We start from the raw sequence: 24,757 nt of genomic DNA, 5'->3' as shown, positions 1-24,757 counted from the left end.
CTGATAACTTGCCGACTAGATGGTGTGATATTCGGGCAACACAAGTGTGACCGTCAGGTTTCAGCCTTCCACGTCTTCTCGCGCAAATTGAGGTGCGTCAGCCGGCGCCGCGCGAGGCGGGGGCCGAGAAAGCGGTAGAAGTACCAGTTCTTCGCGCCATGCGGGGTGAAATGGTAGAGCAGCCGCTCCGCCAGCGTCCAGCGCACGCGCGTCCGGTCGGAACGCCGCGGGGAGGGGACGCACCACAGGTCATACGGGTAGATCGCGTCACCGTGCGCGAGCACGCGCTCCATGATCTCATGATCCATCAGCACGTAGGGCCAGTGCGCGTGCGTGTAGCCACCCGCCGCGATATAGGCCTGGGTGCGGAAGCACTGGCCGTAGCCGCCGGTGTGCGTCTGCTTCGGCCACAAGCGACTGACGCGCTGGTTGTGGCGACGCTTGGCAAGCGCGGCGGGGCCGTCGGCGGGATCGGTGACGTCGGTCGCCATCACCGCGACGATGCGCTCGCCGCCTGCCGCGAACGCCTGCGCGGCGGTGGCGAGATAGTCGGGCGGGTAGAAGGTGTCGGCGTCGGTGAAGGCGACGAACGGCGTGGTGATGTGCGGGTTGGCTGTTTCCAACGCGTGGATCTTGCCGGGTTGCGCCTCGAACAGGTGAGTCACCTCGACGCCCTGCATCGCCGCCGCGGCGTCACGCGCGATCTCGGCCGAACCGTCGTCCGACGCGTTGTCGACGAGGATAAGGCGAAAGGGCTTGAGCGTCTGCGCGTCGAGGCTGGCAAGCGTCGTGGTGAGGTAATCGACCTCGTTGTAGTAAGCGAGAACGACCGTCCATTCGGGCACCATCACGCGTCTCCCCGCGCCAGCCGCAACAGCGTCTCACACGCGGGCTCGCTCGACCTGAGCCCATGCGTCGCCAGCGCGTGTGCGCGCGCCATCAGCCCCATCGCCGCCATCCGCGTCGGATCGGCGAGTAGCGCGGCGACCTCGTGGCGATAGTTACGGTTGGTGACGCGCAGCCCGCAGTTTGCCGGCAGCACGTCGGCGCTGATCCGGTCGGCGAACGCGACCACCGGGCGCCCACACGCCATCGCCTCGACGATCGCACGCGGGAAGTAATCGCGCCGACCGGCGTGAAAATAGAGCGCCGCCGAGCCGAGCAGCGCGGGGATCGCGGCGTTCGGCACATGGCCGAGCCAGTCGATCTCGGGATAACGCTTTGCCAGCGCGTCCGCATCAGGGCCGCCGCCCGCCACCGCGACGCGGTGCTCGACCGACAATGCGCCGACCTCGGAGAAGCTCTTCCACCGCGTCAGGCGGCTGACCGCGATCACGTCACGCCGCCGCTCGCCCATTACCGGGCGGAAGCGCTCGGTGTCGATCGATTTCGGCAGTCGCTCCATCCGCGCATACGGGATGGCGGCGCGCCACGGCACACGCGGGCGGGCGAGCGCGCGTTCCTGCAGCTCCGATTCGGTGAATACCATCGCAGCATGCGGGACCAGCCGGCTCCAGTAATCGCCGCCGATGATGACGGCGAAGCGGCGCGCCTCGGGCTTAAGCACGCGGTCGAACAGCCGATAGCCTACGCCGCCGTTGCTGCCGATCACGACGAACAGGTCGGCCGCGTCGGCGCGCGCGGCGGCGACCATCGCGTCGCTGTAATGATCGCGCGACTTCTTGCCCCCGCCGTCTCGCGCGAACAGCCTGAGCGTGTAGGGTGCGCCCAGATCGGGATCGCAGCGCAAGATCGCGTCCTCGCGCGCCACGCCCCACAACTCGACATCGGCCCCCAGCGCCGATAGGAGCGCGGGCATCCGGCGGTCGCGATTGTCCCAGCGCAGCCACTCCGCGGGATCGGCGACGCTGTGATACGTCGGGTAGGAAAGAACGAAGACGATGCGTGTCATGTCAAGGCGCGGCGGATACCAGCACGCTTTCGCGCTGACTAGGATCATGGCGTGAAGCCCGTACCTCGGCCGTTTGGTGATGATGGCCCGCGTATTTCGTGCCTGATGGTGACCGCCGACCGTATTGCGCTCGCCGAGCGATCGGTCGACTGTTTCCTGGCGCAGACCTATCCCAATCGCGAACTGATCGTCGTTGACGACGGCGAGCAGGATTACACGCCCATCCTGTCGCGCGTGCCCGCCGATCGGCTGATCCATCACCGCATCGCCAAGGACCCCGCGACCACGCTCGGCGCACTGCGCAACCTGTCGCTCGATTTCGCGCGCGGCGACCTGATCGCGCAGTGGGACGACGACGACTGGTTCGATCCCGAGCGGCTGGCGCGGCAGATCGTTGTGCTGGGCGACCGTGCCGCGTGCTGGTGCCCGGTCGCGCTGATGCATCTGGCCGAGCCCGAGTGGCTGGAACGTCCGTATATCGGCTGGTTCCAGGGCGGGGTGCCGAGCACGATCCTGCACCGCCGCCGCGACGACATCCGCTACCCGCTGGAGCGTCGCGGCGAGGACAGCACCTATCGCGACGCGTGGCGGCGGCTGGGGTTCACGCTGCTCGACGAGGACGAGGCGGCGCTGCTGATCCGCTGCTTCCACGGCAATAACACGTGGGAGCGCACCCATTTCGAAAAGCGCATCGCGCTCACCCCGCGCGACCGGATCGAGTGGGGCGTGCGCCGCTTGCTCGGGCGACCGGAGGATTACTCGCGCTTTCGCCTGACACCCAGGCAGCGGACGTCCTTCGACGCCTTCTTCGCGCACTCGCGCGCGCTCGGGCTGTTCTGATGACGCTCGCAGCGCGGGTACGCGCCTGGGCGGGAACCGAGGATGCCAAGCGCGTCGCGATCGCACTGCGCGTGCTGTTCTTCGCCGCGATGTTCACCTGGCTCGTGCTTAAGGTGCGCGCGATCGGGTGGCGGCAAGTGGTCACGTCGCTGCCGACCAACTCGCTGTTCTACATCCTTTTCTTCGTAAATTTCCTGGTCCTGCCCGCGTCCGAGACGGTGATCTACCGCACCATCTTTCGCCGGGCGCTGCCGCGCGCGTTCCCGGTGCTGATCCGCAAGCGCGTCTACAACAGCGCGCTGGTCGGTTACTCGGGCGAGCTGATGTTCGCGATCTGGCTCAAGCGCAGCTTCGGGCTTAAGACCAAGCGCATTCTGGTCGCCTTAAAGGACAATGCGATCCTGTCGGCGGTGTCGTCGGGCCTCGTCACGTCCGTGCTGCTGGTGCTGTTCGCCGCCACCGGCAATGCGCGGCGGATCATCGACTGGCTCCACCCCGGACCCGCGCTGATCGTCGCTGGCATCCTCGCCGCAATATTCGTGCTGCCGGTGCTCTACCGCCTGCGCCGTCACCTGATCGCGCTGACGGCGGGGCAGGCCATCAGCGTGCTCGGCATCCACGTCTCGCGTACCTCGCTCGTCGTGCTGTTGCAGGCGGCGCAATGGGCGGTGGTGCTGCCTGCCGAGCGCTGGGGCACGTGGCTCGTCTTCCTGACCGCGCAGATGGTGATCTCGCGCCTGCCGATCATCCCCAACCGCGACCTGCTGTTCTTGAGCGCGGGGTTGGAGATGAGCAACACGATCGCTGGGCCGCGCGCGGCGATGGCGGGGCTGCTGCTCGCGGGCGGCGCGCTGACGCAGGCGATGAACCTCGGCTTCTTCATCATCACCTCCTTCATCGCACAGCCGCCGAAGCTCGACGCGCGCGAGATGGACGAGGTGGAAGACGCCGACGAGGAAGCGCGGATCGCGGGAACGGCCTGATTGTCAGCGCGCGGTCGCGTCGATCTCCGCGCGCGACCAGCCACCGCCCATCGCCTGATACAAAGCGACAAAGTTGGTCAGCCGGTCGGCCTCGGCCTGCACCAGCGACAGCTGCGCGTTGAGCAGGCTGCGCTGCGCGTCGAGCTGCTCGATGTACGCCGAATAGCCCGCTCGGTAGCGGTTGGTCGCATTCTCCAGCGCACCGCGCGCCGCCGCCGCCTGATCGGACAGGTCCTGCGCCTGCTGCGCGATGCGGCGATACCCTGCGAGTGCGTCGTCGACCTCGCGGAACGCGGTCAGCGCGGTGCGGCGATAGGCGAACGCGGCCTGATCGCGCCGCGCCACCGCGCCACGCTCCTGCGCACGCAACCGGCCACCGTCGAAGATCGGCGACAGGATGCTTGCGCCCAATGAGAACACGCCGACCGGGTTCGACAGCGCAGTCGACAGCACCACGCCCACGGAGCCGGTGAGCGCCAGATTGGGCAGCATCGCCGCGCGCTGGCTGTCGAGCGAGCGGTCGGCGGCGACCAGCGTCTGCTCGGCCTGGAAGATGTCGGGCCGGCGCCGCAGCAGGTCGGCGGGCAAACCGTCCGGGATCGGCGGCAGCTGCAACCGCTCGAGCGACAGCCCGCGCGGGATGCTGCGCGGCGCGTCGCCCGTCAGCAGCGATAGCGCATTCTCCTGCCGGCTGATCGCGAGCTGCGCGGCAGGCACCAACTGCGCGGTCGCGGCGTACTCCGCCTGCGCTTGTCTCAATTCAAGCCGCGACGAATAGCCGGTCTCAAACCGCCGTCGCGCGATCCTGAGCGCGTCGCTGCGCGCGGCAAGCGTCCCTCGCGCGATCTCCAGCCGCTGGTCGAGCGCGCGCAAGGTGATGTAGCCCGTCGCCGTGCTCGCCGCGACCGCGAGCCGCACCGTGTCACGCGCGCCCTCGCTCGCCAGCAATTGCGCGCGCGCCGCGCGGCTCGCCTGTTTCAGCCGCCCGAACAGGTCGAGGTCGAAGCTCGCAGTGACCGCGGGTTGGACACCCAGCGCGCGACTGGGCGTACCGAACGGGCTGAGCGTCTGGCCCTGCGTCTCAGGCACCTGTCCGCCGATCGACGGCAACAGCTGCGCGCGCGCCAGCGCTTCCGCCGCGCGCGCTTCCTCGACGCGCCCCGCCGCGACCGCGATGTCGAGGTTGTTGGCGAGCGCTCGCTCGACCAGCGCGGTCAGTTGCGCGTCGCCGAAGCTGGTCCACCAGGCTTGCGTGATCGGCTGCCCCGGCGGCGTCTGCGTCCGCCACGCGGGTGGTGGCACCACCGCGGCCGCGGCGGGCGCCTCGGCGCGCTTGCCCGGCAGCGTGCAGCCCGCGAGCAGAAGTGTGACGAAGAGAGGAGCCGCGCGCATCATTGCACCGCGGGCGCGCCGTTCAGATCGACGCGCGCCTGCACCGACATGCCCGGACGCAGCCGCTGCGCGAGTGCCTGACCCGGATCGATGCGGATGCGCACCGCGATCCGCTGCGGCACTTTGGTGAAGTTGCCGGTTGCGTTATCCGATTTCAGCACCGCGAACTCGCTGCCCGCCGCGGGCGAGATGCGCTCGACATGACCGCGGATGCGCGCGTTGTTGAGCGCGTCGACGGTGAAACTCGCCGGTTGCCCGACCGCGATCCGCGCGGTCTGCGCTTCCTTGAAGTTGGCGATCACCCACACTTCGGGCGGCACGAGAAACATCAGCTGCGATCCCGCCGTCACATATTGCCCGACGCGCACGCCGACCTCGGACAGCCGGCCACGCTCGGGCGCGCGGATCAGCGTGTTGGCGAGGTCGATGCGCGCGAGCCGCAGCTGCGCCTCCGCCCCCGACACGCCGGCCTGCTGCCCGCCGCGACCAACCTCGACCGTTCGGATGTCTTGGCTCGCGATTTCGCGCGCCGCCTGCGCCTGCCGCACGCCCGCCTGCGCCTGCCGCAGCGCGGCGAGCGTCTGGTCGCGTTCGCGTAGCGACACCGAGCCGTCCTTCACCAGATCGTTGACGCGCGCCATGTCGGCCTGCGCGCGCATCAGCTGCGCCTGCGCATTCTCGACCGCGGCCTCCTGCGCCCCGAAGCTCGCCTGCCGACTTGCCGCCTGCTGGCGCGAGTTGGCGAGCGTCGCCTGCGCCGCCTCGACCTGCGACGCTGCCGCCTCGACCCGCTGCGCGTAGATGCGGCGGTCGATCTCGACCAAGGGCTGTCCCTGCTCGACATTGGCGAAGTCGCGCACCAGCACGCGCGTGACATAGCCCGACACCTGTGGGCTGATGACGGTCACGCGCCCGCGGACATAGGCGTTGTCGGTCGACTGGTCGTCGGGGTTGAACGGCCAGATCCGCCACGCCGCCAGAACTGCGGCGAGCCCCGCGAGCGCCAGCACTACGATCAGCACGACCGAGCCCGCCTTCAGCTGCGGCGGGCGCCAGCCCGACCCCTGCGGTGTGGCGGCAGCGGGAATGGGAGTGGGTGAGGGTGCCGCGACTGGCTCGGGCGTGGGTGTGCCGCCCTGCTCGGCGATCTTCTCCTCGGTCATCGGCGTCGGAGAAACGTTGGGGGAACGCGGGTCGGTCATGCGGCAACTCCGCGACGCGCGCGGATCGCGCGCCGCACCAGCAGGAAGAGGAGGTAGAGGAAGGTCAACGCGGCGAGCAATGCGACCAGCCGGAACACGTCGTTGTAGGCAAGCACATTCGCCTCGCGCGTCGCCGATTGCGACAAGAGCGCCGCACCTTCCGCGCTGCGCAGGCTCGGGTCGCCGACGACGCGGCCGACCCCGGATGCGCCCGCCTGGATGCGCTGCGTGACGATCGGATCGGTCACGTCGACGCCCTGCACCAGCGCGGCGCTGTTCGCCTTCTCGCGCACCACCTGATACGTGCCGAGCAGCGCTGCGCCGCCTAGGCCGCCCATCGAGTTGATGATGCCGAACAGCGCGATGAAGCTGATGATGTGACCGCTCCCCGCCGCCAGCGCACGCGTCATGCCGAACAGCAGTGCGGGACCGAGGAAGAACGCGCCCGCGAACGCGATCAGTCCCTGCGTCGCGTAAAGCTGCGGCGCGCGCGTCAGGCTGGTCGAGTGCGAGTCGATGAACGCCGCGATCGCGACCAGCCCGACCGCGAGCATGATCGGGTGCGCCAGTTTCTCGATGTTGAGCGTGATCGCGCTCGCCGCCACGCCGGCGACGGTCGCCAGTGTCAGGATCAGGAAGAACGGCACGAGCTGGTCGTTGTTCTGTCCCAGCACGGTCAGCAGTCCGACCGCCCCGGTGGTCTGCTCCGCCAGCACGATGCGCGCCATGATCGTGACGATCGTGAAGCGCAGGATGTCCGCGCTCGCCAGCCAGCGCGTGTTGAGCAGCGGGTTGGCGCGCCCGCTCTCGATCAGCAGTGCGGCGGCGAGCATTGGGATCGCGGCGATCATCGCCCAGCCGATCCAGTTCGCCTGCGTCCACCACTCGAGCCGCCCGAGCCCCAGCACCGCGGCGAACAGCGCCATCGATCCGGCGAAGAGCACGAAGGTGACGAAATCGAGCGGCTCGAACGCCTTCACCCGGTTGGTCGGTGGCAGCCGAAGCGCGATCACGGCGGCAAGGCTCATCGCGGCGAGCCCTAGTTCAAACAGGTAGAGCGTGCGCCACTGGCTCATCGCCAGTAGGTCGGGCGAGAACAGCCGCGCCATCGGCGTCGCGCATTGCGGCACGCCGATCCCGACGACGACCGCGCGCAGCCGCCACTTCGCCGGGAACGACTGCATCAGGTAGTAGAGGGCGAGGCTGCTGATCGGTGCGCCCGCCATGCCGCCCGCCGCGCGCACCAGCACCGCCGAGCTGAAATCGCGCACGAACAGGTGCGCGAAAGTGACGATGACGTAGAGTGCGAGAAAGATGATCGCGAAAGGCCGAAGTCCGAACTCCTGCCGGAACTTGATCATCAGCAGGTTGATGCTGACGTTGGTCATCACGTAGACCGTCGGCAGCCAAGCGATTTCGGCCGGATCGAGCCCCAGCGCGCCCTGCAGCGTGGTCGTGTTGGCGGTGATCAACGCGTTGCCGAACCCCGCGGTCAGCCCGAGCAGCACGCCGATCAACCCGTAGGCGATCCGTCGGCGCGTCGGATGATCGGGCGACCCGGGCGAGCCCGGCAGCGCCGGCAGTTCGTGCTGCGCGAACGTCCATTGTTCTTCACGAAGGAAGTCGCGCACGCGCGCCATCACCGCCATGTGGCTGCTCTATGGCCGTTTCGTCACCGAGCGCAACGATCCAGACGGGCGCGATTACGCATGCTGTCTGCGCCTGCACATGCTTGCGGGCTGCGGTACGTTGGATGAGCGGCATGCGTCGGGCAGGGGTGACGCGTCTTCGATCCTGCGGTATGACGTTGCGAAACGAAACGGAGAGGATCACGTCATGGCAACGCTCGCGACCGTGGACAGCCAATCGCATTATGCGCCGGGCGAGTGGGAGGCGCGGGTCGACCTCGCGGCCGCCTACCGCCTGGTTGCGCTATACGGCTGGGACGATCTGATCTTCACGCATTTGTCCGCGCGGGTGCCGGGACCCGAGCACCATTTCCTGATCAACCCGTACGACATGATGTTCGAGGAGATCACCGCGTCGAGCCTCGTCAAGATCGACGTCGAGGGCAATCCGGTCGGCAAGAGCGAGCACCCGGTCAACCCGGCCGGTTTCACGATCCATTCCGCGATCCACATGGCGCGCGAGGATGCCGCGGCGGTGATGCATCTCCACACCCCGCACGGGCAGGCGGTGTCGGCGATGGAGTTCGGGCTCTTGCCGCACACGCAGACCGCGATGATCGCGCAGCACGATGTCGCCTACCACGACTATGAGGGCATTGCGACCGACCTTGACGAGCGCGAGCGGCTCGTCGCCGACATCGGCACCAAGAACGCGATGATCCTGCGCAACCACGGGACGCTGGCGGTCGGTGACACCGTCGCTTCGTGCTTCCTCAGGCTCTACTTCCTCGAGCGCGCGTGCGAGGCGCAGGTGATGATGCTGTCGGCTGGACGCGAGCATCTCAACAATCCGCCGCAAGGGGTCGAGCACAAGGTCGCGGGTCAGTCGAACCCGAAGGGCATGGGCGGTCTAGCGCAAAAGCTCGCTTGGCCAGCGCTGCTGCGCAAACTCGACCGGATCGATCCGAGCTTCCGCAACTGACGTTTCTGAGCAGCACCGCCATGAACACGCGCCACCTGGTCGACCCCGAACTAGTCGGCTTGCTCGACCTGCTGCCCGTGTTCGAGCTGAACGAGCAGACGCTGCCGCTCGTCCGCGCGCGGACCTTCCCGCGCCCGCCGATGCCGCCGGTCGCGGTCGATCAGCAGGTGGTGGTGGCACCGGGGCGCGACGGCGCGCCTGAGGTGCCGCTGCACTGCTACCGCCCGAGCGACGCCGAGGGTGCGCTGCCATGTATCCTGCACATGCACGGCGGCGGTTACGTGGCGGGCAAGGTTGATGACCTCCGCGACATCCACCGTTCGCTGTCGGCGGAGCTCGGCTGCGCGATCGTGTCGGTCGACTATCGCTTGGCCCCTGAGACGCATTTCCCCGGCAACATTGAGGATTGCTACGCCGCGCTGGCGCATGTCGTCTCACACGCTGCGACGCTCGGCATCGACACGCGCAGGCTGGGCGTGATGGGGGAGAGCGCGGGCGGCGGGCTCGCCGCCGCGCTGGCGCTGCTCGCACGTGACCGCGGCGAGTATAAACTCGTGTTCCAGCACCTGATCTATCCGATGATCGACGACCGTACCTGCGTGCGCGCGCCGCACCCGACCGCGGGCGAGTTCGTCTGGAACGCCGACAAGAATGCGTTCGGCTGGACGGCGCTGCTCGGCCATGCGCCCGGCGGCGACGACGTATCACCGTACGCTGCGGCCGCGCGCGCGAGCGATCTTGCCGGACTGCCGCCGACCTACATCGCGACGGGCGCGATCGACCTCTTCGTCGACGAGGATCTCGATTACGCCAAGCGGCTGATCGCGGCCGGGGTGCCGTGCGAGCTGCACGTCTATCCGGGCGCGTTCCACGCCTTTAACATCGTGCCCGACGCGCGCGTTGCGCAAGCGGCACGCCGCGACAGCATCGAGGCGCTGCGCCGCGCGCTGCACGGCTGAGGCGCGCGTCCGAGGCATGTGGCCGCTCTTGTTGGACGGAGATGACGTGATGTGTCGGCTGCGCTGACGCTGACCTTCGCATGCGCATCGTCACTCATGACCGGCACGATAACACACCGGTCAAGACCAGCAAAAAGGCCCCCGGCATCGCTGCCGGGGGCCTTCTCATGTCATCGCTGACAGCTGGCGCTTAGTCGCGGTCACCGGTCAGGAACGCAGGGGCGAACTCGGGATCGGGTCCGTTGTCCTTGCCGCCTTCGCTGCGCTCGCGACGCGGTCCGCGGTCGCCGCCGCGGTCACCACGACCTTCGCGGCGCGGGCCACGGTCACCGCCGCCGCGGCCGTCGCGCCGCGGACCACGATCGCCGCGCTCGCCGCCCTCGCGCGGTTCGCGCTTCGGACGCGTGTCCTCCAGCTCCTCGCCCGTTTCCTGATCGACGACGCGCATCGACAGGCGGACCTTGCCGCGCGGATCGATCTCGAGGACCTTGACCTTCACTTCCTGGCCCTCGGAGACGACGTCGGTCGGCTTCTCGACGCGCTCGTTCTTCATCTCAGACACGTGGACGAGGCCATCCTTGCCACCCATGAAGTTCACGAACGCACCGAAGTCGACGATGTTGACGACCTTGCCGTTGTAGATCTTGCCGACCTCGGCCTCTTCGACCAGGCCCTTGATCCAGTTGATCGCGGCCTCGATCTGGCTCTGGTCCGACGACGACACCTTGATCACGCCCTCGTCGTCGATGTCGACCTTGGCGCCGGTCGTCGCGACGATCTCGCGGATCACCTTGCCGCCGGTGCCGATCACTTCGCGGATCTTCGACTTGTCGATCGTGAAGGTCTCGATCCGCGGCGCGTGCGCCGACAGCTCGGTACGCGTCGAGTCGAGCGCCTTCGCCATTTCGCCTAGAATGTGCGCGCGGCCCTCATGCGCCTGCTTCAAGGCGACGCGCATGATCTCCTCGGTGATGCCGGCGATCTTGATGTCCATCTGCAAGGACGTGATGCCCTCGCTGGTGCCGGCGACCTTGAAGTCCATGTCGCCCAGGTGATCCTCGTCACCCAGGATGTCGGACAGGACCGCATAGTCCTTGCCCTCAAGGATCAGGCCCATCGCGATGCCCGACACCGGGCGCTTCAGCGGCACGCCGGCGTCCATCATCGACAGCGAACCGCCGCAAACCGTCGCCATCGACGACGAGCCGTTCGACTCGGTGATGTCCGAGGTCACGCGGATCGTGTAGGGGAACTCCTCCTTCGACGGCAGCACCGGGTGCAGCGCGCGCCAGGCGAGCTTGCCGTGGCCGACTTCGCGGCGACCCGGCGCACCGAAGCGACCGACTTCACCGACCGAATAGGGCGGGAAGTTATAGTGGAGCATGAAGTTCTGGTACGACAGGCCGTTCAGGCCGTCGATCATCTGCTCCGCGTCGCGCGTGCCGAGCGTGGTGGTCGCGATCGTCTGCGTCTCGCCGCGGGTGAACAGCGCCGAGCCGTGCGCGCGCGGCAGGAAGTGGACCTCCGCCTCGATCGGACGCACCGTCTTGGTGTCGCGGCCATCGATGCGGCGACCGGTCTTGAGGATCGCGCCGCGCACGATGTCGGCCTCGAGCTTCTTCACCAGCTTCAAGGTACCGAGATACTCGGCCGGATCGCTATCCTTGAGCGACGCGAACGCCTCGCGTGCCTTCGTACGCGCGGCGTTGACCGCGGTCTGACGCGCCTGCTTGTCGGTCAGCTTGTAGGCCGCCTCCATGTCCTTTCCGATGGCCTTCTTGAGCTTGGCCATCTTCGCCGACTTGTCCTCGACCGGCGCCAGCTCCCACGGATCCTTAGCCGATTGCTCGGCGAGATCGATAATCGCGTTGATGATGTCCTGGCTCGCCTTGTGTGCGAACATGACGGCGCCGAGCATCACGTCCTCGGACAGCTCCTTGGCTTCCGATTCGACCATCATCACCGCGTCGTGCGTGGCGGCGACGACGAGGTCGAGGTCGCCGTTCAGCACCTCGGCGTCGGTCGGATTGAGCTGATACTCACCGTCCTTGTACCCGACGCGCGCGGCGCCGATCGGGCCCATGAACGGCACGCCCGAGATCGTCAGCGCGGCGGAAGCGGCGACCATCGCGAGAATGTCGGGCTCGTTCTCGCCGTCGTACGACAGCACCTGCGCGATGCAGTTGATCTCGTTGTAGAAACCTTCGGGGAACAGCGGGCGGATCGGACGGTCGATCAGGCGGCTGACCAGCGTCTCACGCTCGGTCGCGCCGCGCTCGCGCTTGAAGAAGCCGCCGGGGATGCGGCCCGAGGCCGAGAACTTTTCCTGATAGTGGACGGTGAGCGGGAAGAAGTCCTGCCCTTCCTTGACCGTCTTGGCGGCGGTGACCGCGCACAGCACGACCGTCTCGCCCAGCGTCGCGATCACGGCACCGTCGGCCTGGCGCGCGACCTTGCCGGTTTCCAGCGTCAGGGTCTTGCCACCCCATTCGATGCTGACCTTCTTGGTATCGAACATATGATTTCCTTTGGACCGGATGCCCGATGCACCCGGGGCCTCTTGGTGCAGGCTGTCCGGCCTGCGCGGTGCGGGGCTGTTGATCGCCCCATGCGCCCTTCGCCGGATTGCGAAGGCGCCGATAAGCAAAGGGCGGCCCGAGAGCCGCCCTCCACCGTTTACTTGCGAAGCCCGAGCTTCGCGATGAGATCGAGATACCGCTGACCATCCTTCTTGCGGAGGTAGTCGAGCAGCGAGCGGCGCTTGTTGACCATCATGAGCAGGCCGCGGCGCGAGTGGTTGTCCTTCGCGTGGCCCTTGAAATGCTCGGTCAGGTTGCGAATGCGCTCGGTCAGGATCGCGACCTGGACCTCGGTGGAACCGGTGTCACCCTCTGCGCGGGCGTGTTCCTTGACGAGTTCCTGGCGGCGTTCTGCGGTGATCGACATTGTATCTTTATCCTCGACATCGGTTCACAGATTGAAGCCGCGAACGACGCGAAGCTGGTTGGCTTCGACCTCGGCCAGCGCGACGGGCGTGTCGCCCGTGCACGCGAAGACGAGACCATCGTCGGCGGCGATCCCGTCCAGCACCCGCCCCTGTCGGAGCGCGCCTGCCTGGTCGGGGGTGAGGGTAAAGGCCGGGATGTCGTCCAGCCCCGCCCTCAATGGCAGGAGTAACGGTTCAAGCGCCGATGCCTTAGCGGCCGCGTCCAATTTGTCCAGCGTTATCGCTTGCGCGAGCGCGAACGGCCCCGCCTTGACCCGGTGGAGCCAGGTGACGTGGCCGACCGTGCCGAGCGCCTGCGCGATGTCGCGCGCCAGGCTGCGAATATAGGTGCCCTTCGATACGTGCGCGACCAGCGTGACCTGATCGAGCGACGTGTCCGCCGCGTCATCGCCCTCGCGCGTCAGGCTGTGGATCGTGACGTCGCGCGAGGCGAGCACGACCTTCTCGCCCGCGCGCGCCAGATCATAGGCGCGCTGCCCGCCGACCTTTAGCGCCGAATAGGCCGGCGGCACCTGCGCGATGGCGCCGGTGAAGCGCGGCAGTACCGCGTCGATCTCGGCGGTGGTCGGGCGCACGTCGCTGGTGGCGATCGCCTCGCCCTCGGTGTCGAGCGTCGTCGTCTGCGTGCCGAAGGCCAGCGTGAAGGCGTAAACCTTGTCGCTGTCGAGCATCCGCCCGGCGAGCTTGGTCGCCTCGCCCAGCGCGATCGGGAGCACGCCGCTCGCCAGCGGATCGAGCGTGCCGCCGTGCCCGACCTTTACCTTTGCCGCGCCGGCGATGCGCAGCGCGCGCTTTACCGCCGAGACGGCCTGCGTCGAGCCCAGCCCTACGGGTTTGTCGATGATCAGCCAGCCGTGCATCTCAGGCGATCGCCGCCGCGATGCGGAGGTAGAGTTGCGTCAGCGCCTGCGCGGGCGGTGCGACCAGCCGCTGGACGATGTTGGCGCCCGGCACCAGCGCGGGCAGCACCAGCAGCAGGATGATGAGCAGCGGAAAGCCGAAGCGCGCGAGCTTGTCCCATTGCAGCGCCGCGCGTTCGGGCAAGAGGCCTGCAACGACGTGCCCGCCGTCGAACGGGGGCAGGGGGATGAGGTTGAACAGCGCGAGAAAGACGTTGATCAGCAGGAAGTTGACGAGGTTCGCGCCGATGAACGCCGCCGCGCTGCCGTCCGCCGGCTCACCGACCCAGTGCGCGAAGATGCCGAGCAGCAGCGCGCCGACGAACGCCAGCGCCAAGTTCATCCCCGGTCCCGCGAGCGCGACCAGCAGCATGCCCGTGCGGGGGTTGGTGCGCGTGATCCGCCGCGCGTCGACCGGCACCGGTTTTGCCCAGCCGAACACCGGCGCCTTGGCGATAGCGAGCATCAGCGGCAGCACCACCGTGCCGATCGGATCGACGTGGCGTAGGGGATTGAACGACAGCCTACGAAGCTGCGCCGCGGTCGGATCGCCCAGCGCACGTGCGGCGAGGCCGTGGCTTACCTCGTGAAAGACGATCGCGATCACCAGCGGGATGATCCACACCGCCGCCGACCAGATAACACCATTAGGGTTCATGTCGCGCGAGATAGGGCCGGGACCGGGGTTAGACCAGCGGTTGCCGACTGTAAGAAATAACACGTTGGAAGCAGCTTGACCGTGCGCGGGTCGGCGTCAAACTCGTCCATCCACCTCGCGGAGTTCGGTTACGCTCTACCGACGATCAGCGCTGGGACACGATCCGCGTCGGACACGCTGGGCGGGCGCGTCGGTCGCGCTGCATCTGGCGGTCGTCGCGCTGCTGCTATGGTCGCCGGTCTCGCCCTTGCCGCGCAGCCTGCCGGTGCCCGCGTTGAAGACCTTCGACGTGCCACCGCCGCCTGAGCCAGCGATGGAGGTACCGCCGACACCGGCCCGTGTCCCGCCCGATCCTGCGACGACACACAACGACGATCCCGGTGGCGCCTCGGCCGGGCGCGCCTCGCCCCGGAACACGCAGGTCGAGCGCCCGCCCGCGCCACTGCCGCAGATTCCGCTGCCGCCGGCACTGCTCGACCAGTCACCGATCCGCGCGGCGCCGATCACGGCCGACGGCTTCGCCACGTCGCTCGCCCCCGCGGCCGACTCGATCGCGGGTCTGGGCAGCGCGGCGATGGGTGCCGGGATCGGTAGCAGCGAGGGTGCGGGCGCCGGCAGCGGGAAGGGTGACGGCAACGGCGCGGGTCGTGGCCGCGGCAAGCCGGTGCGCGCGCGCTGGCAGCAGGTGCCGACCAACCTGGAGATGAAGCCGTACTGGCCCGAGCGCGCCCGCGCCGCGCGACTGTCGGGCAAGGCGATCCTCGAATGCGTCGTGCCCAAGATTGGCCCGCCGAAGAGCTGCCGCGCGCTCGCCGAAATCCCGAACGGATCGGGCTTCGGGCAGGCGGCGGTGAAGATGTCGCCGATCTTCCGCATCGTCCCCGTCACGCGGGAGGGCAAGGTCGAGGACATGCCGATCATCGTGCCCGTCGTGTTTACCTATACTGGCCGGTAACCCGCTTGCGCCTCGCCGACGCGCGCCGCATCATTCGCGCATGATCAACCGTTTCTCGCGCCTGCTGCTCGCCGCCACGATGCTCGCGGCACCACTCTCCGTCGCGGCGCGCACCGTGCCAGTCGAGGAGCAATCGGTCGAGCAGGTGCAGGCGGCGATGACCGCGGGGCGCGCGACCAGCGTCGATCTGACCCGCGCCTATCTGGCGCGTATCACCGCGATGGATCGCAAGGGGCCGAGCCTACGCAGCGTGATCGCGCTCAACCCCGACGCGCTGGCGCAGGCGCGCGTGCTCGATGCCGAGCGCAAGGCCGGACGCATACGGGGGCCGCTCCACGGCGTACCCATCCTGATCAAGGACAATGTCGAAACCGCCGACCGGGTCGCCACTACCGCGGGCAGCCTCGCGCTCGCCGCCAACGTGACCGGCCGCGACGCGCCGCTCGTCGCCCGGCTGCGCGCGGCGGGCGCGGTGATCCTGGGCAAGACCAATTTGTCTGAATGGGCTAACATCCGTTCCGACCATTCGATGAGTGGGTGGAGCGCGGTCGGCGGGCTGGTGCGCAACCCCTACGCGCTCGACCGCACCGCCTGCGGATCGTCGTCGGGATCGGGCGCGGCGGTTGCGGCGAGCTTCGCAGCGGCGGCAGTGGGTACCGAAACCGACGGGTCGATCACCTGTCCGTCGTCGCTGAATGGTCTGGTCGGGTTCAAGCCGACGCTCGGGCTCGTCAGCCGCACCCATGTCGTCCCGATCAGCCACAGCCAGGACACCGCCGGGCCGATGGCGCGCAGCGTCCGCGACGCCGCCTTGCTCCTCTCCGCCATGTCGGCGCCCGATCCGGCCGATCCGGCAACCGCGGGCACGCAGGTGCGCGACTATACCGCCGGGCTGTCGACCGCGGCGCTGTTGGGAATGCGCGTCGGCGTCATTCGCCCGCGCGCTCTGCCCGCCGATCTCGCCGCGCGCTTCGACGCCGCGCTCGCGGTGCTGCGCGCACAGGGCGCGACGCTGGTCGAGGTCACGCCGCCCAAGCTCGACGGGCTGGGCGAGGCCGAATTCCAGGTGCTGCTGACCGAGTTGAAGGCCGACCTGAACAGCTATCTCGCCACCACGCCCCAGGCCGTACAAACGCGCACGCTCGATCAGGTGATCGCCTTCAACCGCGCGCACGCGGGCACGGAGATGCCGTTCTTCGCGCAGGAAACGTTCGAGAAGGCGGCGCAAACCAAGGGGCTGTCCGACCCTGCCTACAAGGCCGCACGCGCCAAGTCGCTGCGGCTCGCCGGCGCGCAGGGGGTCGACGCGATGCTGGCGCAGGCGGGGGCGCAGGTGCTAGTCGAGCCGAGTTACGGCGCGGCGTGGCTGAGCGATCCCGTCTACGGCGATCAATATGGCGGGCCGTCCGCGGCCAGTCTTCCCGCGATCGCGGGCTATCCGCACCTGACCGTGCCGATGGGGCTGGTCCGCGGCCTGCCGGTCGGGCTGTCGTTCATTGGCACGCGCGGCGACGACCAGCGCGTGCTCGGCGCAGGTTACGCGTACGAGCAGGCGTCGCACGCGCGCGTGCCCCCGCGCTACCTGCCGCAGGCGGATGTCGGCGCGGGGTTGAACGGAGCACGCTGAACGCCACTGATCGCTGGACGGCGAGCGGCCGGTAAGGCCGGAATTTACGATATCTTCGTACCGGCGACGATACGGTCGGGCATGCCCGTCGGTGTGTTCTGGAAATCAATCGCTGCCGCATTCGCGCTCGCGCTTCTGTTGATGCGTCCCGCGGCGGCGCAGAGTGCGACCGCGGGTGAGGCCGTCGCGACCTGTGTCGCCCCGGTGCGAACCGATGACACCGCCTGGATGATGCTGCGCACGCGCACGCGGTTCGACTGCACCACGCCGCAACTGCGCTTCGGCGCCGGCGATTTCTGGGTGCGCGCCACCGCCTTGCCCGCGGGCGTGGAGACCGGCGCGCGCGTGCTGCGGTCGTGGAGCCTGTGGCAGCAGGGCGCGACGATCTATTTCCGCTACGCCGACGGGGTCGTGGTGCGCCGCGTGATCGACGACGAGGGCGCGGCGCGATCGATCGCACTCGGCGCGGTGTTCGAGCAGCCGGTGCCGGTGCGAGGCGCCGCGCTGACGCAGATATTATGGCACGTGCGCGGAGCCGCCAACGTCCGCGGCATCGTCTCCAACGCGCGGCTCGCCACGCCGGCTGAGAGCGTCCGACGAAACCTCGTCTTCGCCGCGCTGTACGGCGGCTTCGGCGGGCTTTGCCTGGCGCTGCTGGTGTACAATCTGTCGCTATGGTCGGCGCTTCGGCACCGCTTCCAGCTCGCTTATTGCGGGATGGTCGCCGCACTCGCCACCTACGCCTTCTCGTCGTCGGGCGCGATGGCGTGGCTGTGGCCGGAGCCGGGCAATCTCGCGCGGTTGCGCGTCAATTACGTCGCGCTCGCCGCCGCGGCGCTGATGGCGTTGCGGTTCGCGCGTCACTTCTTCGAGCCGCGCGTGTTCGGGCGGCGTACAACGTGGGCGACGAACGCGGTCGGCGCGTATCTGGTGCTCACCGCCGCCGCGTTCGTGCTGCTGGCACCGTGGCAGGCGCGGTTGCTCGACCTGCTTTACTCGCTCGGTTTCGCGCTGCTGACGATCCTGGCGGGCGTGATCCTGCTGCGCGCGCGGCGCGAGCGCAGCAATTACCTGTGGGTGTTCGGCGTCGCCTGGGCCGCGCCGTTCCTGCTGGCCGCAATCCGCACGATGAGCAGCCTGCACCTGATCGCGTCGAGCACCTGGCTCGACAATTCGACGCTCGCCGCGATGACCGTCGAGGCGTTGGTGTCGAGCGTCGCGATCTCCTACCGCATCCGCCTGCTGTCGGTGGAGCGGGACGCGGCGCGCGCGGAGGAACTCGCCGCGCGGATGCTTGCCGATACCGATCCGCTGACCGAGTTGCTCAACCGACGGTCGTTTCTGCGCGAGGCGCTGGCCAAGGGTGCGCGCGCGCCGCAGCTGCTGGTCCTCGCCGATGTCGATCATTTCAAGCAGGTCAACGATACGCTCGGTCACGATCTGGGTGACGAGGTATTGCGCCGCATCGCGCGCGCATTGCGCGTCGCGGCACCGCACGGTGCGTTGGTCGCGCGCATCGGCGGCGAGGAGTTCGCGATCCTCGTGCCCGCCGATACGCGCGGGCTGCCCGACATGATCCTCGACGCGGTCCGCGCGGCACGCATGCCGTACGACCTCACCATCACCGTCTCGGTTGGCAGCCACGCGGGCGCGCTGGAGAGCGAGGGCGACTGGGCGGCGATGTACCGGATGGCGGATCAGGCGCTCTACGCCGCCAAGACGGCGGGGCGCGACCGCGCGCGCGTGGCGAGCCTGTCGCTCGCGGCCTGAGCGGCGCCGTCGTCGCGGCCCTTTTCGCGACGCCGGCGATCTTGTACACGGATGCGCAGAGGGGAGTTCGATGAACCAGCGCCGTCGCATCGCCATTGCCGCCACCGGTGCCGCGCTCGCTTTGGTCGCGTTCAAACACCCCTCGGCCGACCTGAAGATCATGACGCACGAGGCGCGCGACACGTCGCCGCACCGCATCCAGGCCGCGATCGATCTGGGGCTGGTGGGCTTCTCCGTGCTCTACACCTGGACCGCACCGCGCATCACGGGGTGAGCGGTTGACGGACACGTAAAGTCACGCTTCGTCGATTGAAGCGTACGCGGCTGTTGCTTACACGCGTGTCAATGACCGACGAACGCGCCTGGCAGTCCCGATATCGTCACCCCACGCCCTGGGAGGTCGACTTGCCGCCGATGTCGATGCCCGACCTGTTCGCGGCCTCGACCGAGCGCCACGCGACGCGCCCGATGATCGATTTTCTGGGGCGGCACTACAGTTACGCCGAGGTCGCGGACGGCGCCCGGCGGGTCGCTGCCGGGCTCGCAGCACTCGGCTACGGCAAGGGGGATCGGATCGGTCTCTTCCTGCCCAACGTGCCGCACTACGTCGCCGCTTACTACGGCGCGCTGCTGCTCGGCGCGACCGTGGTCAATTTCTCGCCGCTCTACACGGTCGACGAACTGGTCCACCAGGTCGAGGACTCGGGCACGCGCGTGCTGTTCACGATCTCGGCCAGCGCCTTACTGCCGACCGCCCTCAAGGTACTCGACCAGAGCGGGCTCGAGCGGCTGATCGTCGGATCGGTCGCGGGCGCGCTGCCGCCGGCGAAGTCGCTCGTCTACCGCCTGTTCCGAGGAAAAGAGGTGGCCAAGCGCCCCGACGACGCGCGCGTGACCGCGTTCTCGGCGCTGATCGACAATGACGGTGCGTTCGCGGCGTCCGCGATCGATCCGGTCGAGGACGTGGCGCTGATCCAATATACCGGCGGGACGACCGGCGCGCCCAAGGGGGCGATGCTGACGCACGCGAATCTTACCGCCAACGCGCGACAGGTCGCCTCGCTCGACCCGCACCGCGACGAGGTCGACCGCATCGTCGGCGCGCTGCCGCTGTTCCACGTCTTTGCCAACACCTGCGTGCTCAACCGCACCGTGCTGAACGGCGGCGAGATGGTGCTGCTGCCGCGGTTCGAGGCGGGGCAGGTGCTGGACGCGATCACGCGGACGAAGGCGACCGCGCTGCCCGGCGTGCCGACGATGTACCAGGCGCTGATCGATCACGCGAAGTTCGCCGGGACCGACTTTTCGTCGCTGCGCATGTGCGTGTCGGGCGGTGCGCCGCTTCCCGCGGAGCTGCGCGACAAGTGGCAGGCGGCGACGGGCGCGCGGCTGGTGGAAGGGTATGGCCTGTCGGAGAGCTCTGGCGTGCTGACGTGCAATCCGTACGAGGGCGAGCAGCGCCCGGGCACGATCGGGCAGCCGGTGCCGGGCACGCGGCTGCGGCTGGTCGACAAGGAGGACGCGACGAGAGAAGTCGCCGCGGGTGAGCCGGGCGAGATCGTTGCACAGGGTCCGCAGGTGATGGCGGGTTACTGGAACCGCCCGGAAGCCGCAGCCGACGCGTTCGTAACGCTCGACGGCGAGCAGTGGCTGCGCACCGGAGACGTCGGCGTGATCGACGAGGACGGCTTCGTCCAAGTGGTCGACCGGTTGAAGGACATGATCTCGGTCGGCGGGTTCAAGGTGTTCCCGAGCCAGATCGAGGAAATCCTCTACAATCACCCCGCGATCAAGGAGGCGTTGGTCGTGGGCATGCCCGACGCCTATCGCGGCGAGGTGCCGCGCGCCTATGTCACCTTGAACGACACCGATGGGGAGGGCGCGAGCGACGGCGCCGCACTGCTCGCCTGGCTCAACCCCAGGCTCGGCAAGCACGAGCGCGTCGACGCGGTGGTGGTGCGAGCAGGCCTGCCCAAGACGATGATCGGCAAGCTCAGCCGCAAGGACCTGCTCGCCGAGATCCGCGCCGAGGCGGGGTGAGCGCTTCCGTCGATCCTTGACCCGAACTGCCGCGCTGCCGCATAGCCGCGCACATGGATCAGGCGATCGAGAACCTGTCGTTCGAGGAAGCGATGCGCGAGCTGGAAGGCATCGTCGGCAAGCTGGAATCAGGCGACACCCCGCTGGAGGATGCGATCCGGCTGTACGAGCGCGGCAGCGTGCTGCGGCAGCGCTGCGCCGACCGGCTCGACGCGGCGCAGGCCAGGATCGAGGCGATCCGCGTCGGAGCCGACGGCAGGCCCGCGGGCGTGCAAGCCTTCAACGCCGGATGAGCTCCGCGCCCGTTCAGCCGGCTACGCCCAGCCTCGCCGACGCGCTGGTCGAGGTGCAGGCGGAGATCGATCGCCGCTTCGACGCGCTTCTCGCCGTCCCCGATGATGCGCGCGCCCGGCTGTATCAGGCGATGCGCCACGCCGCGATCGGCGGGGGCAAGCGGCTGCGCCCGCTGCTCGTGTTCGCAACCGCGCGGCTGTTCGATGTCGACCCCGATCAGGCGGGACGTGCGGCGACCGCGCTGGAGGCGATCCACGTCTATTCGCTCGTTCACGACGATCTGCCCGCGATGGACGACGACGACCTGCGCCACGGCAAGGCGACCGTTCACAAGGCGTACGACGAGGCGACCGCGATTCTGGCAGGCGACTGCCTCCACGCGCTCGCGTTCGAGGTGCTGGCTGACCCGGCAACGCACCCCGACGCGGGCGTGCGCGCCGAACTGATCGCCGATCTGGCGCGCGCGTCCGGGCCTGCGGGCATGGCGGGCGGGCAGATGATGGATCTGGTCGCGGAAGGCGAGACGTTCGACCTCGGTACGGTCACGCGGTTGCAGCAGCTGAAGACCGGCGCGCTGATCTGCGCCGCGGTGGAAGCGGGCGCGATCCTTGGCCGCGTGTCCCCGGAACAGCGCACGCCTTTGCGCGGCTACGCCCACGACCTCGGCCTCGCGTTCCAGATCGTCGACGATCTGATGGACGTCGAGGGTGACGAGGAACTGGCGGGCAAGAAACTGCGCAAGGACGAGGCGGCGGGCAAGGAGACCTTCGTCTCGCTGCTAGGCGTCCCCCGCGCGCGCGAACAGTCGCGGATGCTGGTCGACCAAGCGCTCGATCACCTGCGCCACTATGGCGCCGAGGCCGACCTGCTGCGCCAGATCGCCCGCTTCGTCGTCGAGCGGGATCGCTGAGCATGGCCGACACGAGCGAACGCCTTCCCCGCATCGGCGTCTATCCCGGCACCTTCGACCCCGTGACGCTCGGTCACATGGACATTATCCGGCGCGGCGCGAAGCTGGTCGACCGGCTGGTGATCGGTGTGACCACCAATCCGTCCAAGTCGCCGATGTTCTCGGTCGAGGAGCGGATGGCGATGGTCGAGCGCGAGGTTGCCGCCATCTCCGGCGACGTGCGCGTCGTGCAATTCGATTCGCTGCTGATGAACTTCGCCGAGCGTGAGCGCGCCAGCGTGATCGTGCGCGGCCTGCGCGCGGTCGCCGATTTCGAGTACGAGTACCAGATGGCCGGCATGAACCAGAAGCTGAACGACCGGATCGAGACGGTCTTCCTCATGGCCGATGTCGCGTTGCAGCCGATCGCGTCGAAGCTGGTCAAGGAGATCGCGATCTTCGGCGGCGACATCCGCAAGTTCGTGACGCCCGCGATCTGCGAGGAAGTGGTCGCGCGCGTCGAGGTGGTCGGGCGTCGTGGCAGCTGAGGCCCGCGCCATTCGGTTTGGCGAGTCCCACGCGCCATTCAGTTTGGCGCAAGCTGCGAATTGCTTTAGGTGAGCGCCGTCCCTGTCATCACCCGTGTAGGCCCGATGCGCTTTCTCGCCGCTTTCCTGTCGCTGATCCTGTCGTTCCTGGCGCTGCCCGCCCTCGCGCAGGCGCCGCAAGCCGCTTCGCCCGCGCAGCCGCTGCCGACCACCGATCTCCAGAACGTCTGGCTGCTCGACCTGTCGACCGGCGGTCGCGTCGCGATCCTGCTGCGGCCCGATGTCGCGCCCAAGATGGTGGAGCGGATCAAGACGCTGACGCGGCAGCATTTCTACGACGGGCTGACGTTTCACCGCGTGATCGACGGCTTCATGGCGCAGGGCGGTGACCCCAAGGGCGACGGCACCGGCGGGTCGCAGTTGCCCGACGTGGCGGCCGAGTTCAACTACCTGCCGCACGTGCGCGGCGCGGTGGCGGCGGCGCGCGCGGAGAAGGAAGACAGCGCGAACAGCCAGTTCTACATCGTGTTTCAGCCGCGTTTGCAGCTCGACAAGAAATACACCGTGTTCGGTCGCGTGATGACCGGCATGAACTACGTCGACGCGATCGAGCGCGGCGAGCCGCCGGCGAACCCGTCGCGCATCCTCCACGCCTATATCGCCAGCGACAACCCGCCCGCGTACCAGCCCGCGCCCGCGCAAGCAGTGATCCCCGCCGCGCTCGGCGACGTGACGCTGCCGGGGGCGAAGCCCGCACCCGCGCCGACGCCCGCCCCGGCAAAGAAGCGCAGCCCGCGCCGCTGATCGCGCTGAGCTGAGGGAAGGGTAGGCGCGTGAACGTCGACCTGTTCGATTTCGATCTGCCGAACGAGCGCATCGCGCTGCGCCCGGCCGCGCCGCGCGATACCGCGCGGATGCTGGTGGTCGACGGCGCGGGGCTGCACGACCGCGTCGTCTCCGATCTGCCCGATCAACTCCGCGCGGGCGACCTGCTCGTCTTCAACGACACGCGCGTGATCCCGGCGCAGCTGGAGGGCATGCGCGGTCAGGCGCGGATCGGCGCGACGCTCCACAAGCGCGAGGGACCGCGGCGCTGGCGCGCGTTCGTGCGCAATGCGAAGCGGCTGCGCGACGGCGACGCGATCGACTTCGGCCACGGCGTCGCAGCCACCGCCAATGCACGCGGCGAGGACGGCAGCTGGGCGCTCGATTTCCACGGCGATGAGCCGGTCGAACTGCTGCTCGAGCGTGCCGGGCAGATGCCGCTGCCGCCGTATATTGCGGGCAAGCGCGCCACCGACGCGCGCGATCAGGACGACTACCAGACGATGTTCGCGCGCGAGGCGGGCGCGGTCGCCGCCCCCACCGCGGCGCTGCACTTCACCCCTGATCTGCTCGCAGCGCTGGCCGCAGCGGGGGTCGAGCACGCGACGCTGACACTCCACGTCGGCGCGGGCACGTTCCTGCCGGTCAAGGCGGAAGATACCGACGACCACCGCATGCACGCCGAATGGGGCCGGATCGACGCCGCGACGGCAGACCGGCTGAACGCGGTACGCGCGCGCGGCGGACGCGTGATCGCGGTCGGCACCACGTCGCTCCGCCTGATCGAGAGCGCGGCGCACGAAGACGGCACGATCCAGGCCTTCGAGGGCGACACGTCGATCTTCATCACGCCCGGCTACCGCTTTCGCGGCATCGACGGGCTGATGACCAACTTCCACCTGCCGCGCTCGACGCTGTTCATGCTGGTCTCGGCGCTGATGGGGCTGGAGCGGATGCAGACCGCCTACGCGCACGCGATCGCGAACGACTACCGTTTCTATTCCTACGGGGACGCGTCGCTGCTGCTGCCGTAGCTGCCTCCCGGTGGGTGGGGTCGGCGCTATGAACCTGCTTTCGGGACAGCACTGCGCTCTTGATGCATCGGGTCACAGGTCTGAGGCCCTTAAGCGGTACCATCCTTTGTAAGTGCTTGCATAACGAAGCAGTAGCACCTGAGCTAACGGCTGTTGGCTTGGGAACTTACGCGGGTCTTAGCTGGACCGGCTTGCGGCAGGCTCCGCCAGAACTGATTGTTCACACTGGCACTCAGAGTCTGAATGCTTTGACGGCGGCTGAACGTTCGTTTCATCATCGTTTGGCTTGAGCAATTGATTGCGGACGCTGTGA

General features: G+C 68.5%; 23 protein-coding genes. 14 read left to right on the top strand and 9 right to left on the bottom strand.

From position 1 onward, the window contains the following. Positions 1-53: 53 nt before the first annotated feature. Both BMW51_RS05625 and BMW51_RS05620 read right to left on the bottom strand, forming a co-directional pair. A complete protein-coding gene (locus BMW51_RS05625; RefSeq protein WP_093004268.1) occupies positions 54-848 on the bottom strand; it encodes a glycosyltransferase family 2 protein in 795 nt (264 codons plus the stop codon). After that, a complete protein-coding gene (locus BMW51_RS05620; RefSeq protein WP_177171551.1) occupies positions 848-1,912 on the bottom strand; it encodes a glycosyltransferase in 1,065 nt (354 codons plus the stop codon). The genes BMW51_RS05625 and BMW51_RS05620 overlap by 1 nt, the downstream gene beginning before the upstream one ends. A gap of 51 nt (positions 1,913-1,963) precedes the next feature. On the opposite strand from BMW51_RS05620, the gene BMW51_RS05615 reads away from it, so the two are divergent. Beyond that, the gene (locus BMW51_RS05615) at positions 1,964-2,752 is read left to right on the top strand and encodes a glycosyltransferase family A protein (protein WP_143051814.1); all 789 of its coding nucleotides are present in this window, start codon (positions 1,964-1,966) and stop codon (positions 2,750-2,752) included. Then, positions 2,752-3,735 carry a hypothetical protein gene (locus BMW51_RS05610; RefSeq protein WP_093004262.1) on the top strand — a complete coding sequence of 328 codons (984 nt, stop codon included), beginning with the start codon at positions 2,752-2,754 and terminating at the stop codon, positions 3,733-3,735. The genes BMW51_RS05615 and BMW51_RS05610 overlap by 1 nt, the downstream gene beginning before the upstream one ends. Before the next feature lie 3 nt (positions 3,736-3,738). Here BMW51_RS05610 and BMW51_RS05605 read toward each other — a convergent pair whose 3' ends face one another. From BMW51_RS05605 to BMW51_RS05595, 3 genes are read right to left on the bottom strand one after another with little or no spacing between them, the layout of a single operon-like run. After that, entirely contained in the window at positions 3,739-5,130 is a 1,392-nt protein-coding gene (locus BMW51_RS05605) for an efflux transporter outer membrane subunit (protein ID WP_093004260.1), read from the bottom strand. Beyond that, positions 5,127-6,329, bottom strand: a complete 1,203-nt coding sequence (locus BMW51_RS05600; protein WP_093004258.1) for an HlyD family secretion protein — start codon at positions 6,327-6,329, stop codon at positions 5,127-5,129. Before BMW51_RS05600 ends, BMW51_RS05605 begins: the two co-directional genes overlap by 4 nt. Next, positions 6,326-7,978 (bottom strand): MFS transporter, encoded by a 1,653-nt coding sequence (locus BMW51_RS05595; RefSeq protein WP_177171550.1) that lies wholly within the window; start codon positions 7,976-7,978, stop codon positions 6,326-6,328. The genes BMW51_RS05600 and BMW51_RS05595 overlap by 4 nt, the downstream gene beginning before the upstream one ends. A gap of 187 nt (positions 7,979-8,165) precedes the next feature. Here BMW51_RS05595 and BMW51_RS05590 point away from each other — a divergent pair, with 187 nt between their 5' ends. Further along, entirely contained in the window at positions 8,166-8,939 is a 774-nt protein-coding gene (locus BMW51_RS05590; protein ID WP_093005056.1) for a class II aldolase/adducin family protein, read from the top strand. A gap of 20 nt (positions 8,940-8,959) precedes the next feature. After that, a complete protein-coding gene (locus BMW51_RS05585) occupies positions 8,960-9,898 on the top strand; it encodes an alpha/beta hydrolase (RefSeq protein WP_093004256.1) in 939 nt (312 codons plus the stop codon). 190 nt (positions 9,899-10,088) lie between these two features. Here the strand turns inward: BMW51_RS05585 and pnp are convergent, their stop codons facing one another. From pnp to BMW51_RS05565, 4 genes are all read right to left on the bottom strand, one after another. Further along, entirely contained in the window at positions 10,089-12,416 is a 2,328-nt protein-coding gene (gene pnp, locus BMW51_RS05580; RefSeq protein WP_093004254.1) for a polyribonucleotide nucleotidyltransferase, read from the bottom strand. A gap of 158 nt (positions 12,417-12,574) precedes the next feature. Then, a complete protein-coding gene (gene rpsO / locus BMW51_RS05575) occupies positions 12,575-12,844 on the bottom strand; it encodes a 30S ribosomal protein S15 (RefSeq protein ID WP_093004252.1) in 270 nt (89 codons plus the stop codon). Between the two features lie 24 nt (positions 12,845-12,868). Further along, complete coding sequence (truB, locus tag BMW51_RS05570) at positions 12,869-13,765, bottom strand: tRNA pseudouridine(55) synthase TruB (RefSeq protein WP_093004250.1); 897 nt, start codon at positions 13,763-13,765, stop codon at positions 12,869-12,871. A gap of 1 nt (position 13,766) precedes the next feature. Continuing rightward, on the bottom strand, positions 13,767-14,462 hold the full coding sequence (locus tag BMW51_RS05565; RefSeq protein ID WP_093004248.1) for a site-2 protease family protein: 696 nt from the start codon (positions 14,460-14,462) through the stop codon (positions 13,767-13,769). A gap of 247 nt (positions 14,463-14,709) precedes the next feature. On the opposite strand from BMW51_RS05565, the gene BMW51_RS05560 reads away from it, so the two are divergent. The 10 genes from BMW51_RS05560 (at position 14,710) to queA (ending at position 24,444) form a co-directional block, all read left to right on the top strand. Continuing rightward, entirely contained in the window at positions 14,710-15,417 is a 708-nt protein-coding gene (locus BMW51_RS05560; RefSeq protein WP_093004246.1) for a TonB family protein, read from the top strand. A 40-nt stretch (positions 15,418-15,457) separates the two neighbouring features. Then, positions 15,458-17,044: an amidase gene (locus tag BMW51_RS05555; protein WP_093004244.1), complete on the top strand. Its 1,587-nt coding sequence runs from the start codon at positions 15,458-15,460 to the stop codon at positions 17,042-17,044. Positions 17,045-17,125: 81 nt separating this feature from the next. Further along, a complete protein-coding gene (locus BMW51_RS05550; RefSeq protein ID WP_245708301.1) occupies positions 17,126-18,814 on the top strand; it encodes a GGDEF domain-containing protein in 1,689 nt (562 codons plus the stop codon). A gap of 70 nt (positions 18,815-18,884) precedes the next feature. Next, positions 18,885-19,088 (top strand): hypothetical protein, encoded by a 204-nt coding sequence (locus tag BMW51_RS05545; protein ID WP_177171549.1) that lies wholly within the window; start codon positions 18,885-18,887, stop codon positions 19,086-19,088. A 71-nt stretch (positions 19,089-19,159) separates the two neighbouring features. Continuing rightward, positions 19,160-20,854 carry a long-chain-fatty-acid--CoA ligase gene (locus BMW51_RS05540; protein ID WP_093004242.1) on the top strand — a complete coding sequence of 565 codons (1,695 nt, stop codon included), beginning with the start codon at positions 19,160-19,162 and terminating at the stop codon, positions 20,852-20,854. A gap of 53 nt (positions 20,855-20,907) precedes the next feature. Next, positions 20,908-21,147 (top strand): exodeoxyribonuclease VII small subunit, encoded by a 240-nt coding sequence (locus BMW51_RS05535; protein WP_093004240.1) that lies wholly within the window; start codon positions 20,908-20,910, stop codon positions 21,145-21,147. Then, complete coding sequence (locus tag BMW51_RS05530; protein WP_093004238.1) at positions 21,144-22,058, top strand: polyprenyl synthetase family protein; 915 nt, start codon at positions 21,144-21,146, stop codon at positions 22,056-22,058. Before BMW51_RS05535 ends, BMW51_RS05530 begins: the two co-directional genes overlap by 4 nt. Before the next feature lie 2 nt (positions 22,059-22,060). Beyond that, positions 22,061-22,585 carry a pantetheine-phosphate adenylyltransferase gene (gene coaD / locus BMW51_RS05525; protein WP_093004236.1) on the top strand — a complete coding sequence of 175 codons (525 nt, stop codon included), beginning with the start codon at positions 22,061-22,063 and terminating at the stop codon, positions 22,583-22,585. Between the two features lie 105 nt (positions 22,586-22,690). Further along, the gene (locus BMW51_RS05520; RefSeq protein ID WP_093004234.1) at positions 22,691-23,389 is read left to right on the top strand and encodes a peptidylprolyl isomerase; all 699 of its coding nucleotides are present in this window, start codon (positions 22,691-22,693) and stop codon (positions 23,387-23,389) included. Between the two features lie 29 nt (positions 23,390-23,418). Then, the gene (gene queA / locus BMW51_RS05515; RefSeq protein WP_093004232.1) at positions 23,419-24,444 is read left to right on the top strand and encodes a tRNA preQ1(34) S-adenosylmethionine ribosyltransferase-isomerase QueA; all 1,026 of its coding nucleotides are present in this window, start codon (positions 23,419-23,421) and stop codon (positions 24,442-24,444) included. Positions 24,445-24,757: the final 313 nt, after the last annotated feature.

It is taken from the genome of Sphingomonas palmae (assembly GCF_900109565.1).
Taxonomy (GTDB): domain Bacteria; phylum Pseudomonadota; class Alphaproteobacteria; order Sphingomonadales; family Sphingomonadaceae; genus Sphingomonas; species Sphingomonas palmae.
Note: the sequence above shows the minus strand (reverse complement) of the source record. Positions and strands in the feature narration are given on the sequence as shown.

Excerpts from the sequence above, each read along its gene's own strand:
- BMW51_RS05625 (WP_093004268.1), bottom strand. The coding sequence starts at position 848 with ATGGTGCCCGAATGGACGGTCGTTCTCGCTTACTACAACGAGGTCGAT.
- BMW51_RS05620 (WP_177171551.1), bottom strand. The coding sequence starts at position 1,912 with ATGACACGCATCGTCTTCGTTCTTTCCTACCCGACGTATCACAGCGTC.
- BMW51_RS05610 (WP_093004262.1), top strand. The coding sequence starts at position 2,752 with ATGACGCTCGCAGCGCGGGTACGCGCCTGGGCGGGAACCGAGGATGCC.
- BMW51_RS05605 (WP_093004260.1), bottom strand. The coding sequence starts at position 5,130 with ATGATGCGCGCGGCTCCTCTCTTCGTCACACTTCTGCTCGCGGGCTGC.
- BMW51_RS05600 (WP_093004258.1), bottom strand. The coding sequence starts at position 6,329 with ATGACCGACCCGCGTTCCCCCAACGTTTCTCCGACGCCGATGACCGAG.
- BMW51_RS05595 (WP_177171550.1), bottom strand. The coding sequence starts at position 7,978 with ATGGCGGTGATGGCGCGCGTGCGCGACTTCCTTCGTGAAGAACAATGG.
- BMW51_RS05590 (WP_093005056.1), top strand. The coding sequence starts at position 8,166 with ATGGCAACGCTCGCGACCGTGGACAGCCAATCGCATTATGCGCCGGGC.
- BMW51_RS05585 (WP_093004256.1), top strand. The coding sequence starts at position 8,960 with ATGAACACGCGCCACCTGGTCGACCCCGAACTAGTCGGCTTGCTCGAC.
- pnp (WP_093004254.1), bottom strand. The coding sequence starts at position 12,416 with ATGTTCGATACCAAGAAGGTCAGCATCGAATGGGGTGGCAAGACCCTG.
- rpsO (WP_093004252.1), bottom strand. The coding sequence starts at position 12,844 with ATGTCGATCACCGCAGAACGCCGCCAGGAACTCGTCAAGGAACACGCC.
- truB (WP_093004250.1), bottom strand. The coding sequence starts at position 13,765 with ATGCACGGCTGGCTGATCATCGACAAACCCGTAGGGCTGGGCTCGACG.
- BMW51_RS05565 (WP_093004248.1), bottom strand. The coding sequence starts at position 14,462 with ATGAACCCTAATGGTGTTATCTGGTCGGCGGCGGTGTGGATCATCCCG.
- BMW51_RS05555 (WP_093004244.1), top strand. The coding sequence starts at position 15,458 with ATGATCAACCGTTTCTCGCGCCTGCTGCTCGCCGCCACGATGCTCGCG.
- BMW51_RS05550 (WP_245708301.1), top strand. The coding sequence starts at position 17,126 with ATGCCCGTCGGTGTGTTCTGGAAATCAATCGCTGCCGCATTCGCGCTC.
- BMW51_RS05545 (WP_177171549.1), top strand. The coding sequence starts at position 18,885 with ATGAACCAGCGCCGTCGCATCGCCATTGCCGCCACCGGTGCCGCGCTC.
- BMW51_RS05540 (WP_093004242.1), top strand. The coding sequence starts at position 19,160 with ATGACCGACGAACGCGCCTGGCAGTCCCGATATCGTCACCCCACGCCC.
- BMW51_RS05535 (WP_093004240.1), top strand. The coding sequence starts at position 20,908 with ATGGATCAGGCGATCGAGAACCTGTCGTTCGAGGAAGCGATGCGCGAG.
- BMW51_RS05530 (WP_093004238.1), top strand. The coding sequence starts at position 21,144 with ATGAGCTCCGCGCCCGTTCAGCCGGCTACGCCCAGCCTCGCCGACGCG.
- coaD (WP_093004236.1), top strand. The coding sequence starts at position 22,061 with ATGGCCGACACGAGCGAACGCCTTCCCCGCATCGGCGTCTATCCCGGC.
- BMW51_RS05520 (WP_093004234.1), top strand. The coding sequence starts at position 22,691 with ATGCGCTTTCTCGCCGCTTTCCTGTCGCTGATCCTGTCGTTCCTGGCG.